This is a genomic window from Dolichospermum flos-aquae CCAP 1403/13F, from assembly GCF_012516395.1.
Classification (GTDB): Bacteria; Cyanobacteriota; Cyanobacteriia; order Cyanobacteriales; family Nostocaceae; genus Dolichospermum; species Dolichospermum lemmermannii.
The window spans coordinates 1,126,493-1,140,615 of record NZ_CP051206.1; the positions used below are offsets into that span (position 1 = coordinate 1,126,493).

Consider the following 14,123-nt stretch of genomic DNA (forward strand, 5'->3'; position numbering starts at 1 on the left):
TCAGCTTGCGACGTATAACTAACAACCGAAATTTTAGTCGGTTTCAACCGACTTCAGTTATGAGACAGAGAATTTATTCTCTGGCGTTGTTGATACTAACGATACTAACTTCCATTCTCTGGCGTTGTTGATACTAACTTCTTGGTTTATTTTGTCAAAAAATCATCAATTAATATCAGAAAATCGGGATTTCATGGGTAGAAAATAATTTTTTATTTCTATTTTTTATCAGCTATACTATAAACAGTATGACCAAAGAAAATTAATTTACTAAAAAACAATTATTCTTTAGTAAAAACTTTGCGTGTGTTAAATACATTAACTTAATATTGAAACTTGATACAGCAATTCTCGTTCTCATGAAATAGAATGGAGGGCGCAGTCCCTGCGCCCCTACGGGTTTGGCGATAAAAAACTGTACCTCATAACATCAGGAAGTGCTGTAAGTTTAAAAAATTAATTAGCAGTTAAATGGAAGAATTACCGATTATCCAAAAAACCTATGATTTAATTAAATGGTATGTTCCCATTCTTAACCGTCTTCCGAAAGACATCACAAGTCCTTCCCCTCCTTGATGATTAGCGGGCTTTTCGTCCCGCACCACAAGAAATTTTTGGGTATTTTGTTAATTGGAAGTCCCTAAACTGGTGCAAATGAGTGTTTCTTATCTATTCCCAGTTAAGAGTTAAGAGGGTGTTTGAAAAGTTATGGTTGATGTATCAAATATTTTTTACCCCACCCTAACCCTCCCCTTGTCAAGGGGAGGGAACTGGATTTTTATTGTTTCCCCCCTTGTAAAGGGGGGACTAAGGGGGGTAGCAATGTGATGAAAATTACGGAATACCACTTTTCAAACATCCTCTAAGAGTTCCCTTCTTTTGTAATGCTGATTCCATTTTGCCAAAGTTCATATTCACTGATATCAATATCCTCATTCCAAACCAACGCATAACCACCTGAATCAATGATAAAATTTCTGAAAAATGCCGGATTTTTTAAAGGAAAAAACATTGGGTTATTTAATAATTTAGAGATATCATATTGTTTTAGTTCGTTATTTGTAAACTTAATGATCAAGTTATGATCATCTATAGCTTGAGCAGAAACAATACGAGCAGGTTTCATCAAAACTCTCCATTATTTTAAAGGTGGCAGTTTACTAAACTCTTGGCTATTCCACATATTGAGCAGTTCTTTCTGATACAATGTAGCCCATTCTATTACCATTTTTTCAGCACGACTAGGTAAATCTCCTTCAATAATTTTTAAAGACTCAATACCAACTAAGGCATTATACTCACCGTAAACTGCATGAAAATGAGGAGGTGGGTGATCACCAAAGAAAATTTTGATAACTATTCCGTAAAATCGTGTAACTTCTGGCATAAATATCAATAAAAGACTAATATTAAAATTCATTGTAGCTTCTGGTGAAAAATAAAAACTACTGGTTATAAGTAATTGGACAAAAATATTTACAGTCATTGCGAGCGAAGGGAAGCAATCACAACCCTTGCGATTGCTTCATTTCACTTCGTTCCCTATGGCTAACGCAATGACATTGTGTAATTAATTCCGTCTCACTACTTATAGCTTTACCCTGTGGCAATGCTTTAATCATAATTATTGACTACTAACAATTGACCGAATTTGCAAACTAACACTTGCAAATTCATCCCCTAAAAATTTAACCACAGTTTTTAATGGTGCAGCTTCCAATTTAATATTACTAGGTGATGCGTCTATAAACTTAAATTGGTAAGGGTCACGGGGTAAAACTGAAGTGTCAAAATCCTCAACTGACAAATCCCCACTAATAAATACATTTGTATTAGTACGATTGAATTTAGCGAACTGCTTGCAGCAGCGCTTCGCTATCGCCTCCCCAATAACCTGATCTTCCACAAATACGGATTCAATAGTAGTAATAGCAGCTTTACCAACATCTGCTGTAATTTGTTCAATAATAATTTGACTATCAGGGTCAGTTGCGGCTTTATATAGTTTATTTGTCTTAGGTTCGAGAACTATAAATCCAGTCCCGTTAGGTTGAATAATCTGAAATTGTCCATCAACTTTTGACCGATCGCCCGCTCTGACTCCCTTAATATTAGCAACAATTTTATGAGTGCTTCCCGAACTATTGTACACACCCTGTACCCCTGATGTAGAGGCAATTAGACGGTTAAACTGGGTTAAAATTCCCCCCTTACTATTGATGCTAAATGCTGATAATGCGATAGCGAAGCGCTCCGTAGGAATCGCCACCAATATACAAAGTATAAAATATTCAGCATTACTCCCAGTCTTTAATCTCAAATTCCGATTCCCAGGACAAACACAGCGCACAGGTGAAGGCCAGAACATCTCCACACCACCGCGAGTAAAGCAATCAGCAAACCAGCCAAAGGTGTACCCGATAGTTAACGCTGATGCTACGGGAATAAATTTAGGAATAAATATTGTTGTTCCGTAGGAAGCGATTCCTACGGAGCGCTTCGCTATCGCCACCACTGCACTGGCAACTATAGAATGAGTCATACTTCTATGGGGCATTGTCTCTTGAAAATATCCAGAAATCCAAGGAAAAACCTTACCTGCTGGAGAAGTGGAAACATCAACATCAGGAAGTAAACCAGCGATCGCCCCATTGGTGACAAGTTAAGGAAAAGGGGAAATTGTTGAGGGGGCGACAAAGGAGCTAAAGAGGTTGCTGGATAAGCATTACAGCCCTCATACCCTGCCGATAAAATGTCATCTTATTGCGAACCAACGCCATCATTTCCAAGACCAATTCTTGACACTCATTCATAGAAACTATCCAACTAGAACCGTATAAACCTATCCAAAAATCACTATGTCTTCTTCTAGTTCTTTTATTTTCATTAGGACGACAAACATAAGATTGTTTTCTTTGAGATTGAGTTTTTTGACCTTGTAACCATGCAGAAGTCATTGCCAAAGCAATCAATAAAATTATCCGCACAAGTCTATCAGGAGAAGCTTGAGAACCTTCTAAATTATACCCCCCTGTTTTACAATCTTTAAACATAGCTTCAATCCCAAAACGTTGACCATATATTTTGATAGTAGTTGAGATATCTGTGAGATTAGTTGATAAATACCAAGGTTCCTTTTCTTGCTTACCGCGATACTTTAATTTTATCATGTTGTCGTGCTGAATTGTTAGATTTGCGATCAAACATGATTTAGTAGAATAGGATTTTTGTCCAATTTGACATTTTTAGTCTGGTAATATTCAGGGAAATTGAGTATTTTGAGGGTGCGTTAGTAAGTCCATAGCGCACCAAAATATAACCCGACTAAAATTTACAAATAGACTCTGGTTTCAGGGGACATTGTTTAACGATAAGTGGATTTTTCGCAAGGTAAAGATAAGCCAAATTAGTCAGATTAGACAAAGGTTTGATATCGCTGATTTTATTTCCCGAAAGGGAAAGATAAGCCAAATTAGTCAGATTAGACAAAGGTTTGATATCGCTGATTTTATTTCCCGAAAGGGAAAGAGAAGTCAAATTAGTGAGATTAGACAAAGGTTTGATATCGCTGATTTTATTTCCCAAAAGGTCAAGAAAAGTCAAATTAGTCAGATTAGACAAAGGTTTGATATCGCTGATTTGATTTCCCAAAAGGGAAAGAGAAGTCAAATTAGTGAGATTAGACAAAGGTTTGATATCGCTGATTTTATTTCCCAAAAGGTCAAGAAAAGTCAAATTAGTGAGATTAGACAAAGGTTTGATATCGCTGATTTGATTTTCCCTAAGGTCAAGAGAAGTCAAATTAGTCAGATTAGACAAAGGTTTGATATCGCTGATTTGATTTCCCAAAAGGTCAAGAAGAGTCAATTTAGTCAGATTAGACAAAGGTTTGATATCGCTGATTTGATTTCTCGAAAGCTCAAGAAAAGTCAAATTAGTCAGATTAGACAAAGGTTTGATATCGCTGATTTTATTTTCCCAAAGGTTAAGAGAAGTCAATTTAGTCAGATTAGACAAAGGTTTGATATCGCTGATTTTATTTTCCCTAAGGTTAAGAGAAGTCAATTTAGTCAGCGTTTGATTAGCTTGACTACAATTTCGGGTTTCAGCAACATTTAATAATGCTTCTACCGTTCGTTTCGTCTCTTGAGGTAAACTGGCTTTTTGTTGACACCATTCTTTAAAGGTCTTAGGTGTTTTTATAGGTGCTGCGGTGACTTTTGGGGTATAAAATCCTAAAGTCAGGGTAAAAATGGTGGTTGCTACTAGACTTAGTTTCATGATTTTAGTGATAAGAAGTTACAGTAATTTTATCATGTTGTCGTGCTGAATTGTTAGATTTGCGATAAAACATGATTTAGTAGAATAGGATTTTTGTCCAAATTGACATTTTTAGTCTGGTAATATTCAGGGAAATTGAGTATTTTGAGGGTGCGTTAGTAAGTCCATAGCGCACCAAAATATAACCGGACTAAAATTTACAAATAGACTCTGGTTTCAGGGGACATTGTTTAACGATAAGTGGATTTTTCGTAAGGTCAACTTCAGTCAATTTAGTCAGATTAGACAAAGGTTGGATATCGCTGATTTTATTTTCCCTAAGGTCAAGAAGAGTCAAATTAGTCAGATTAGACAAAGGTTTGATATCGCTGATTTTATTTTTCCAAAGTTTAAGAATAGTCAATTTAGTCAGATTAGACAAAGGTTTGATATCGCTGATTTTATTTACCGAAAGGTTAAGCCGAGTCAAATTAGTCAGATTAGACAAAGGTTTGATATCGCTGATTTTATTTTCCCTAAGGTAAAGATCAGTCAAATTAGTCAGATTAGACAAAGGTTTGATATCGCTGATTTTATTTTCCCTAAGGTAAAGAGTAGTCAATTTAGTCAGATTAGACAAAGGTTTGATATCGCTGATTTTATTTTCCCAAAGGGAAAGAGTAGTCAATTTAGTCAGATTAGACAAAGGTTTGATATCGCTGATTTTATTTTTCCAAAGTTCAAGAGTAGTCAATTTAGTCAGATTAGACAAAGGTTTGATATCGCTGATTTGATTTCCCTCAAGGTCAAGAAAAGTCAAATTAGTGAGATTAGACAAAGGTTTGATATCGCTGATTTGATTTCCCGAAAGGTTAAGAGAAGTCAATTTAGTCAGCGTTTGATTAGCTTGACTACAATTTTGCGTTTTAGCAACATTTAATAATACTTCTACCGTGTATCTCGTCTCTTGAGGTAAACTGGCTTTTTGTTGACACCATTCTTTAAAGGTCTTAGGTGTTTTTATAGGTGCTGCGGTGACTTTTGGGGTGTACAATCCTAAAGTCAAGGTAAAAATAGTGGTCGCTACTAAAGCTAGTTTCATGATTTTACAAGTTATACAAAAAAGCCACAGTAATTCTACCATCTTCTAACTTGCAAAATAAGTCTGCTTTTAGCTATTTTTCGGACGTTTTAGGGGAGTAGAATTAATAGGACCGAGAATTTGATTTAAATCCAATACCCGTGAATGAAATTGTCAAACTGCTTGTGGGGGAAGGATTTTCAAGTCTTTTTCTATATCTCTGATTTCAGATTTATGGGAAGAGTTTTTGCGCTTGAATTTGGACATTTTAATTTTGACAACACGGGGATTAATACGTTTTCGTCGGGGGCGATCAATTTCAGACTGGGAAATTAATGATAATAAATATTGATGTTGAATTTCTCGTAATTTTAAGGATGAATGGCTGATGAGTTGTACTAAATCTATAACTAGTTGCAAAGATTCAAGAAAACTAAGGAGTAAAGGATTTTTATTATATTCGTTAGCAGATTGGTAAATTAAATCGCGGAGTAGATTATAAGCAATTAACATAGCATAAAGTTCTTGTTCGACTAATTCAGATGTTTTGCTCCGAAAAATAGTGGGCATTTGTCCTTTGAGCGTAGCACATTGATGTGTTTTTATTTCACAGAAACTAATTTCCACCTCCCATCTGCAATGATAGTGAATAATTAATTCTTTGGCAGAAATATTAGGGTCAATAATACTAGTAACTAAACGACGAGGGAGAAAACCAGGAATTTGATATTCAATAACTCGGACAATGATACTTTCCTGATTCCATTGTTTATGCGATTCTGTAGATTTTTCTAAATTGAGAATTTTGCCATTAATTTCTGATAAATAACTTCCATCTGGATATCTAGCCATGTATCCATCTGGCAAACGAGAATCAGAGATAACAGGTAGTTTAACATTAGAAGCTACCCTAAGTAAAAAGTCGCATTCTTTTGTACGAATACTAAAAATAGTTGCAAAGGAATATAAACCAGCATCTAATAAAAATAATAAGTTTTTCTGGTTAAATTGTGCCAGTAATTTAGTCATTAAAGTCCTTTCACCAGTTCCTTTACCTTGGCTCGAACCATAGGTAAAATCTAGGATCAGGCGTGTTGATGCTGATATTAATGTGACTATTCTCAGCATGGGAAAAGCACTTTCTCCTCGACCACATTTAGACTTCCCAAATTTATCACGATTACTTTCAGTATCAGGTGTCGTACCTGTGGAACCATCAAATATTACTGTAGTCCATTTATGAAAGTCATATTTCAATGTTGTCAAACTAGAAGTGAGTTTTTTAAATATTAGTTGAAAAACTGTTAATCCTATACGAACTCTGGCATGACTCATAGCACCTTCAGAAATAAGTTGTTTTGGTAGACAACAGGATAACCACCTCAATCCTGATATCATCCAATCCATTATTCCTAAATAACTTAAATCACGACGGATAGTGGAGAGAATTACAAACCAAATGACAAACGTTGGTACTAGAATCGTTCCTTGACGACATTTACTTGATGAAACACTCGCCAAAGATTCTTTGATAATAGTTGATAAATGTTTTGCAATTGGTTGCAGATCATATTCTGTCGTAAACTGAGTAAGCATCTGATGATGTTCTTTTTGAATTCCCATACAAAACTGTCAAGGATGACTTGAAATAAACTCTTATAAAGCTTAAATATTCTTTCATATTTTGTCAATATATACTATCAGGCTACTCATTTTGGAGCAGGAATAAAAATTCTCGACGAAAAAAATGACACATTTATGATTTTTTAAATTTGATTTCAAATAATTGACAAGATTGATGATTTATAAATTCAAGAAAAATCTCATGATCATATAATTTTAGATACATTTTGCCTGGAGTTTAGACTAAACTGAAGTTATTTTTATGCCTTAATATTTGCAGAATTAATATTAGTAATTATTTGTAGGCTATTAATTTCATTCACGGGTATTGGATTTAAATCCCGCAATTGTTCAGCCGTACCCATACAAATTAATGTATCTCCTGACATTAAAATAGTATCTCCAGTTGGTCCACCAATAAGTTTACCATCAAGGCGGCGAATTGCCAGAACTAATGCACCTGATTGCGATCGCAATTTGGCTTTTTGTAAACTTTGACCAACGAAGGGACACCTATCGGAATCTAGTAAAAATTCTTCCATATATAACTGACGGTCTGTACCAGAAAGCATCCCATCTACAAAGTCTAAAATTTGCGGTCTGAGGGCTGCTGCTGCCATGCGTTTGCCACCAGTAATATACGGTGAAATTACGGCATCTGCGCCACCACGTTGTAACTTTTGTACCGCTTCTTCCGTACTAGCGCGAGCGATCGCTCGAATGTCTGGATTCAGAGTTTTTGCTGATAAAACAGTATATAAATTTTCCGCATCTGAAGGTAAAGCCGCGACAATACAAATTGCTTTAGTAACGCCAACTTTTAACAAAGTATCATCTAACGTCGCATCACCTTGAAAAACAATGTAACCAATTTCCTGAGCTTTTTGGACAGATTCAAGTTCCGAATCAATAATGACAAAAGAAACAGCTTCAGCCTGAAATTCCTTAGCAATTTGTCGCCCAGTGCGACTAAATCCACAGATAATATAATGTTCTGATAATGATTCCATTAAACGCCTTTGTTGTCGGAGTCGAATTCCTTCTAGAAAATAACCTTCAATGACTGCGGCTGTAAATCTATTGACAATATAAGTAAGATTCACCACACCCATTAAAATTAAGACAATGGTAAATAAACGCCCTCGACTACCTAATGGGTGAGTTTCTCCATAACCGACAGTTGCTAGAGTAATTACAGTCATGTAAGCTGCATCTTCCCATTTCCAGCCCTCAACCAGGGAATACCATAAAGTCCCGATTAGGAAAATACCAGCTAAAGCAAGCGCCCCAGCCATTAATTCTTTTTGAATCCGTTGATATTTTTGTTCAAGGGTAGAATACACAGGCAATTAAGAATTAGGAGTTCAGGAGTCAGGAGTCACCGAGTCAGGAGTCAGAAGGAAGAATCTGGAAAAGTGATAGTTTTTTGATAGTTTCAAAATCAGCAAGCCTGAATTAAGAATTAAACAATTTCTCATGTAGGGATTCAAAATAAATAATATTTGCACAATCATGGGTAATTTTTTTCTTGACTCCTTCTTCCTTCTTTTTTTCTCCTGACTCCTGACTCCTGACTCCTGACTCCTGACTCCTTCTTCTTGCCTCCTCCTAAAATCATCAAAAATTTTGTTCATATTTCCCAGAACCTAGTAAAGTATTACGATAAAAGCTTTTCAGGAGTAGCGGTAGTGAGCGTGCAAACTCTAATTGAACAAGCCACGAACCCCTTGGAGTCAGGTATTATGCCATCTACACCTTTTGATGTTGATAGCTTCGATGCGGCTGTCATGTCCACTTATGGACGGTTTCCTTTGGCTTTAGAACGGGGTGCTGGTTGCCGTGTTTGGGATAGTCAGGGCAACGAATATCTGGATTTTGTCGCGGGCATTGCCACTTGTACTCTAGGACACGCCCATCCAGCAATGGTAGAGGCTGTAACTAGACAAATCCAGAAATTGCATCATGTTTCCAATTTGTACTATATTCCTGAACAGGGTGAATTAGCTAAATGGATTGTTAATCATTCCTGTGCAGATAGAGTATTTTTCTGCAATTCTGGCGCTGAAGCCAACGAAGCAGCAATTAAACTAGCGCGGAAATATGCCCACACTGTCCTAGAAATTGCCCACCCAATCATTTTAACTGCCCATGCCAGTTTTCACGGACGGACTTTAGCCACTGTGACTGCCACTGGACAACCAAAATATCAAAAGCATTTTGATCCTTTAGTTCCTGGTTTCCATTATGTAAATTACAACGATATTAGAGCAGTGGAAGCCGCTGTGACTGAATTAGACGAAGGTAATTATCGGGTCGGGGCAATTTTAATTGAACCATTGCAAGGGGAAGGTGGCGTTCGTCCTGGAGATATTGCTTACTTTAAGCGATTACGGGAGATTTGCGACGAAACCGGTATTTTGTTGATTTTCGACGAAGTACAGGTTGGTATGGGACGCAGTGGCAAATTATGGGGTTATGAACATTTGGGAGTAGAACCAGATATTTTCACCAGTGCGAAAGGTTTGGGCGGTGGTATTCCCATCGGTGCGATGATGAGTAAGAAATTCTGCGATATTTTCCAACCAGGAGAACACGCAAGTACATTTGGCGGTAATCCCTTTGTCTGTGGTGTGGCGCTGAGTGTGTGTGAGACTTTGGAAAAAGAGAATATTTTAGATAATGTCAGAGAACAGGGCGCACATTTACGAGAAGGATTAAGAGCGATCGCTCGTCAATATCCTCAGCATATCTCAGAAGTACGCGGTTGGGGTTTAATCAGCGGTATGGAAATCAAAGCCGATATTCCCTTAACTGCTGCTGAAGTTGTCAAAGCTGCAATGGCAGAAGGTTTATTACTTGTTCCCGCAGGGCCTAAAGTAGTGCGGTTTGTTCCCCCTCTCATTGTCACAGAGGCAGAAATCAAACAAGCATTAGAAGCTGTAGAAAAAGCATTAGCTAAACTAACAGCATAGGTAATTAAAAATTCGTAATTTGTAATTTAATAATTATCAATTACGAATTTTTCATCTTGATAATTTTCAACATATCAATTAGGAAAAAATTAATCAAAAATGCGATAAAATATAATATATTTTCAGTAATACATAACAAATTATGCCAGAAACAAAATCTACTCATACAGTCCGCAGAGGCAGAATCTTCCCAGAAATTCAATGGACTCAAGAACAGAAAGCACAATGGCAGACTGAACGGGAAACATTGTCTCAAGACTGTAAAATAATTTTTGAGCAGTTACAAGCAGAACTCATTAAAACTCACTATAACTGGTACATAGCGATTGAGCCAAATAGCCGTGAATATTTTATTCATGAAGATCCCTTATTAGCCGCACAACAAGCACATCAAAAATACCCAAATGTCAAACTGCACGTTTTCCGAATTAATGAAACTGGAGTATGTGGCAAAATATGATCTTGGGTAAATTTGGTGATGAGGATGAATTATTTTTTGAGATAGATTTGATAGCTGCTGATGGATTAGAACTATCAGTAGAAGCTCTTTTAGATACAGGGTTTTCTTGGTGGTTAGCAATCAACAATCAGGACATAGAAGCACTTGGTTGGATATATTTAGAACATCTATTTAGGAAAAGTACAAATTGATGGACAATATTTTGATATTCCTGTCCATGTGGGACAAGGATTACCGGAAATTTTACTTGGTCGTCAATGGTTGAAAAATAGACGTTTGGTAGTAGATATATCATCTTCTATATTAACGCTAGAATAAGACATACTACAAATAAAAGAAAGACCTTTCAAATATTACCAATATCATTCATTATCACATCTAAGGTTAATTATCATGAAATGCAATAAAATATTTAGATTAAGTTCCCTGAGAACATCCATTCATTTAGACGGCTGCAATGTTACCCATTATCAAGAACTTCATAAATTCTCTTCTGAAGCCGAAGCCGAAGCTTTTTTTAATGAAAGTATTCAAGAATTACTTACACATGGTTGGTATGATATCGAATCTGTGACCGTAGACGAAAATAACAAAGATTTCACTCCAGATGAATTGTATGGAATGTTCTTAGAATTAAAAAATCAAGTAGATGAATTTGCAAAGGCAATTATCAAACCTTCTATAGAAATTACTCCCTATTCAACAACAGAAACTACACTATGGCAAAGTAAATTTGGTGGTTTACCCTACCTTCCTAAAAATACGACCTATCCAGAAGCACCAGATGGTACTCCCCTCCATCTTTTAGCACAAATCAACTTTTCAGAAACGCCGAATTTAGAAGATTTACCAGAAAAAGGGATTCTTCAGTTTTATATTGAAGCCGCAGGTCAAACAGCTTATGGAATTGAAGAATATCCCCAATTAAAACAAACTACTTTTAGAGTTATTTACTTTCCTGAACCAGATTTAAATATTGATAATCTCCTAGACAACTTTGATTTTTTACCTCCAGGAATAGGTTTGCCATTAATAGACTGTCTAGCTTTGAATTTTGCTATTAAATCAACTCCCATGAGTGCATCAGATTATCGGTTTAGAAACTTAGTTAAAAGCCATTTTCCCATCTTTCAACAAAGTAATCTCACTAAGGCACAGGAAAATTCTTTAGAAGAACTGGTAGATGATTTTCTCAATGAGTATGAAGAAAAATATGAGGAATCATTAGGAGGACATTGTTTAGGAGGATATCCCGCATTTGTCCAAAATGATGATCGTGCAGATTTGCAGGAAGAGGAAGGTTATGATTTTCTGCTATTGCAAATGAACTCTGATGATGAGCATTCAATTATGTGGGGAGATGAGGGAGTTGGTAACTTTTATATTCAACCTTCTGCACTGAAACGGTTGGATTTTTCTCAGATTTTGTACACCTATAATTGTTGTTGAGAGAAGGTGAATTAGGCTTTTATTAGGCTTTTATAAGTTTAAATAAATTTATTCAAACTTAATCATAAACGTACTTTTAGTTCGTTTTAACATTTTGATGCTTTGTATAAGATTCAAGACGTACTTTTAGTTCGTTTTAGTTTTTTATGAGTTTTGAAAGATATAAAGAAGTTAAACAGCTTTTTGGTGATAGAGTCCAAGCCCTTCGCAAAGACAGAGGTATTACACAAGAGCAGTTAGCAGAGGATATTGATAAATCCGTTGAGCATATTAGCTACATAGAACGAGGTGAACGCGCTCCGTCTTTTGAAACAATTTTAGATATTGCTGAAGCCCTGAAAGTGTCAGTACCATACTTAATGAATGTCACACCCCAAACAGATATCAGTACAAACTTTCTCACTGAATTACAAACTCCGGTAGTTCTTCCCTCTCTTGTTGAACCTGTTAAGGAAGCAGTTAACACAACTAAAGAGCGCCGTTCAGATTTAGAACGATTACAGACAGCACTTGGGGCTATTCAGGAATTACAGAGTCTGGCAAATGAGTATGGTATTAATGATGTTTTTCAAGACAATGGAGGGAAAGTTCTTCAAGTTTTAATCTTACTTGGTTTGCGGATATCACCTGGACGTGAAGGCAATGATGCAATTGATGCAGAAAAAAATGAATATGAATTAAAAACAATTAATAAACTTTTAAGTAAAAGTGTCACCACAAATCATCATCTTAACCTTGATATCTTAGCCAAATATCGTGCTGTAAAAGCTTGGTATATTGCTGTTTATGAAGGAATTTTATTAAAAGCTATATACAGAGTTGACCCTACTTCACTTGAAACTAAGTTCAGTTACTGGGAATCTAGAATACGTGGCGGAATGGAATCTATTAATAATCCTAAAATCCCTTTAAGTTTAATAGAAAAAGAAGGTGAGTTGGTTTATCCTAAACAGAATCAACAAACAATTCCAGGAAATTTGCCAATTTAAAGTAACCTTCATAATTTCAAAGCTAATTGCTTTGAAGTAGTTAAACAAACAGATTCTTTTTGAGCAAGAAGACATTCATAAAGAGTCAGAGCCTCCTTCGAGCTTTGAGTTTTATCTAGAAACCGGAAAGCTGAAGATGCTAAATAAGATGGCTCTTTTTCAAAAGCAATCCAACTTCTTTCTATCTGTTCAGCCGCAAAACCTGTAGTATTTGAGCCTGCAAATATATCTAGAACTTTATCTCCAGGATCAGTCAAAAATTTAATGAAAAACATTGGCAACTTTTGAGGAAATCTCGCTGGATGAGGGGGTATGGAAATAGATTTACATAATTGAATATAACTAGAATTACTTTCAGTATTTGCAATCTCTAACAAATTTGATGGTATAGCACCACCATTATCAGTAGCAAAATTCTTACTGATATCATGGCCTGAAGGTCTTTCTTTCGGTGTATAGTATTTTTGAGGATCTGCCTGTAGTTTCTTCATTCGCTCAGAGTAAGGCACTAAAACATTACTGACATTTGCTTTAGGATGATCAGTTTTTGAGAGCCACCAGACGGTATTTACAGAGTCCTTTGCTCGAATTTTTCGCTTATTAACCCACTCAATTGGTGAAGGTAGTTTAGCTGGGTTATACCAAAAAAATTCTTCAGCCAGTCTAAATCCCAATTCATCACAAAGTTTAATTAAAACTCGATAGTTATAGAGAGAGCGAACTGGACGTTTACTTTCATAAGCTCCACCTAAATCAAGTACGAAACTACCAGTTGAATTCAGAACTCGATAAACTTTTTTGGAAAACTCAAGCAACCAATCAACATAATCTTCCTGCTCTACATTGCCATAAGCCTTTTTGCGTTGCAAGGCAAAAGGTGGTGATGTCAGCACTAAATCTATTGAGTCAGATTCCAGTTGATCCAGCAATTGTAGGGAATCACCAAGATAAGCCGCACCGCAGTCTGTAGTATATAGTGGATTGGGAAGAACCATTGTCAGACGCACTAAGAGTTGGTTCTATAACTATAATCCTAAAATATCAAAACGACATATTTTTGGTATCAGTTCTTGTAAAGGCCTACACATAGTGAAAGATTGTGCCATTGACGGCACGGCATTGTATGAACAAGGTTTGCAAGAAAAGGATATTCGTAACCTTTACCGTTTTATAGACTGGGTTATGATGTTACCAAAGGCATTAGCAGCAGACTTTTGGCAAGATTTTAAACAATTTGAAACAAAATAATACAAATTAACTTCATCATAGCTTAATTGTTTCTAGTTGGT

At 36.1% G+C, this 14,123-nt stretch carries 15 protein-coding genes and 1 pseudogene; 7 read left to right on the forward strand and 9 right to left on the reverse strand.

Going from position 1 to position 14,123, the window contains the following annotated elements:
* Positions 1–471: 471 nt before the first annotated feature.
* A pseudogene (locus tag HGD76_RS25145) lies at positions 472–549 on the forward strand (diversity-generating retroelement protein Avd); the annotation flags it as partial.
* Between the two features lie 313 nt (positions 550–862).
* On the opposite strand, the gene HGD76_RS05775 reads toward HGD76_RS25145, so the two are convergent.
* From HGD76_RS05775 to HGD76_RS05810, 8 genes are all read right to left on the reverse strand, one after another.
* Positions 863–1,126: a DUF2442 domain-containing protein gene (locus tag HGD76_RS05775; protein ID WP_168695228.1), complete on the reverse strand. Its 264-nt coding sequence runs from the start codon at positions 1,124–1,126 to the stop codon at positions 863–865.
* A 12-nt stretch (positions 1,127–1,138) separates the two neighbouring features.
* Positions 1,139–1,420: a DUF4160 domain-containing protein gene (locus HGD76_RS05780; protein ID WP_233467061.1), complete on the reverse strand. Its 282-nt coding sequence runs from the start codon at positions 1,418–1,420 to the stop codon at positions 1,139–1,141.
* 204 nt (positions 1,421–1,624) lie between these two features.
* Complete coding sequence (locus HGD76_RS05785; RefSeq protein WP_233467213.1) at positions 1,625–2,644, reverse strand: metal-dependent hydrolase; 1,020 nt, start codon at positions 2,642–2,644, stop codon at positions 1,625–1,627.
* Positions 2,645–2,702: 58 nt separating this feature from the next.
* Positions 2,703–3,170 carry a hypothetical protein gene (locus tag HGD76_RS05790; RefSeq protein WP_168695229.1) on the reverse strand — a complete coding sequence of 156 codons (468 nt, stop codon included), beginning with the start codon at positions 3,168–3,170 and terminating at the stop codon, positions 2,703–2,705.
* Between the two features lie 154 nt (positions 3,171–3,324).
* Positions 3,325–4,281, reverse strand: coding sequence for a leucine-rich repeat domain-containing protein (locus HGD76_RS05795; RefSeq protein ID WP_168695230.1), 957 nt, complete (start codon positions 4,279–4,281; stop codon positions 3,325–3,327).
* 190 nt (positions 4,282–4,471) lie between these two features.
* Positions 4,472–5,362, reverse strand: coding sequence for a leucine-rich repeat domain-containing protein (locus tag HGD76_RS05800; protein ID WP_168695231.1), 891 nt, complete (start codon positions 5,360–5,362; stop codon positions 4,472–4,474).
* A gap of 153 nt (positions 5,363–5,515) precedes the next feature.
* Positions 5,516–6,964, reverse strand: coding sequence for an IS4 family transposase (locus tag HGD76_RS05805; protein WP_168694730.1), 1,449 nt, complete (start codon positions 6,962–6,964; stop codon positions 5,516–5,518).
* A 260-nt stretch (positions 6,965–7,224) separates the two neighbouring features.
* Complete coding sequence (locus HGD76_RS05810; RefSeq protein ID WP_168697379.1) at positions 7,225–8,259, reverse strand: potassium channel family protein; 1,035 nt, start codon at positions 8,257–8,259, stop codon at positions 7,225–7,227.
* A gap of 393 nt (positions 8,260–8,652) precedes the next feature.
* Here HGD76_RS05810 and HGD76_RS05815 point away from each other — a divergent pair, with 393 nt between their 5' ends.
* The 5 genes from HGD76_RS05815 to HGD76_RS05835 all read left to right on the forward strand — a co-directional run bounded on the left by HGD76_RS05815 (position 8,653) and on the right by HGD76_RS05835 (position 12,834).
* Positions 8,653–9,936: an aspartate aminotransferase family protein gene (locus HGD76_RS05815; RefSeq protein WP_168695232.1), complete on the forward strand. Its 1,284-nt coding sequence runs from the start codon at positions 8,653–8,655 to the stop codon at positions 9,934–9,936.
* Between the two features lie 142 nt (positions 9,937–10,078).
* A complete protein-coding gene (locus HGD76_RS05820) occupies positions 10,079–10,396 on the forward strand; it encodes a hypothetical protein (RefSeq protein WP_168695233.1) in 318 nt (105 codons plus the stop codon).
* The gene (locus HGD76_RS26085) at positions 10,381–10,587 is read left to right on the forward strand and encodes a hypothetical protein (RefSeq protein ID WP_325064829.1); all 207 of its coding nucleotides are present in this window, start codon (positions 10,381–10,383) and stop codon (positions 10,585–10,587) included. Before HGD76_RS05820 ends, HGD76_RS26085 begins: the two co-directional genes overlap by 16 nt.
* Positions 10,588–10,789: 202 nt before the next feature.
* On the forward strand, positions 10,790–11,845 hold the full coding sequence (locus HGD76_RS05830) for a YwqG family protein (RefSeq protein WP_168695234.1): 1,056 nt from the start codon (positions 10,790–10,792) through the stop codon (positions 11,843–11,845).
* Positions 11,846–11,991: 146 nt separating this feature from the next.
* Positions 11,992–12,834: a type II toxin-antitoxin system RelB family anti-toxin gene (locus HGD76_RS05835; protein ID WP_015078961.1), complete on the forward strand. Its 843-nt coding sequence runs from the start codon at positions 11,992–11,994 to the stop codon at positions 12,832–12,834.
* 8 nt (positions 12,835–12,842) lie between these two features.
* On the opposite strand, the gene HGD76_RS05840 is transcribed toward HGD76_RS05835, so the two are convergent.
* Positions 12,843–13,829 (reverse strand): DNA-methyltransferase, encoded by a 987-nt coding sequence (locus HGD76_RS05840; RefSeq protein ID WP_168653485.1) that lies wholly within the window; start codon positions 13,827–13,829, stop codon positions 12,843–12,845.
* Positions 13,830–13,923: 94 nt separating this feature from the next.
* On the opposite strand from HGD76_RS05840, the gene HGD76_RS05845 reads away from it, so the two are divergent.
* Positions 13,924–14,082, forward strand: coding sequence for a hypothetical protein (locus HGD76_RS05845; protein ID WP_168694532.1), 159 nt, complete (start codon positions 13,924–13,926; stop codon positions 14,080–14,082).
* The last annotated feature ends 41 nt before the right edge of the window (positions 14,083–14,123 follow it).

Bases quoted from the DNA above. Each gene is read 5' to 3' on its own strand.
- HGD76_RS26085 (WP_325064829.1), top strand. From the start codon at position 10,381: ATGTGGCAAAATATGATCTTGGGTAAATTTGGTGATGAGGATGAATTA.
- HGD76_RS05830 (WP_168695234.1), top strand. From the start codon at position 10,790: ATGAAATGCAATAAAATATTTAGATTAAGTTCCCTGAGAACATCCATT.
- HGD76_RS05790 (WP_168695229.1), bottom strand. From the start codon at position 3,170: ATGATAAAATTAAAGTATCGCGGTAAGCAAGAAAAGGAACCTTGGTAT.
- HGD76_RS05780 (WP_233467061.1), bottom strand. From the start codon at position 1,420: ATGAATTTTAATATTAGTCTTTTATTGATATTTATGCCAGAAGTTACA.
- HGD76_RS05820 (WP_168695233.1), top strand. From the start codon at position 10,079: ATGCCAGAAACAAAATCTACTCATACAGTCCGCAGAGGCAGAATCTTC.
- HGD76_RS05810 (WP_168697379.1), bottom strand. From the start codon at position 8,259: ATGGCTGGGGCGCTTGCTTTAGCTGGTATTTTCCTAATCGGGACTTTA.
- HGD76_RS05775 (WP_168695228.1), bottom strand. From the start codon at position 1,126: ATGAAACCTGCTCGTATTGTTTCTGCTCAAGCTATAGATGATCATAAC.
- HGD76_RS05835 (WP_015078961.1), top strand. From the start codon at position 11,992: ATGAGTTTTGAAAGATATAAAGAAGTTAAACAGCTTTTTGGTGATAGA.
- HGD76_RS05805 (WP_168694730.1), bottom strand. From the start codon at position 6,964: ATGGGAATTCAAAAAGAACATCATCAGATGCTTACTCAGTTTACGACA.
- HGD76_RS05795 (WP_168695230.1), bottom strand. From the start codon at position 4,281: ATGAAACTAAGTCTAGTAGCAACCACCATTTTTACCCTGACTTTAGGA.
- HGD76_RS05840 (WP_168653485.1), bottom strand. From the start codon at position 13,829: ATGGTTCTTCCCAATCCACTATATACTACAGACTGCGGTGCGGCTTAT.
- HGD76_RS05800 (WP_168695231.1), bottom strand. From the start codon at position 5,362: ATGAAACTAGCTTTAGTAGCGACCACTATTTTTACCTTGACTTTAGGA.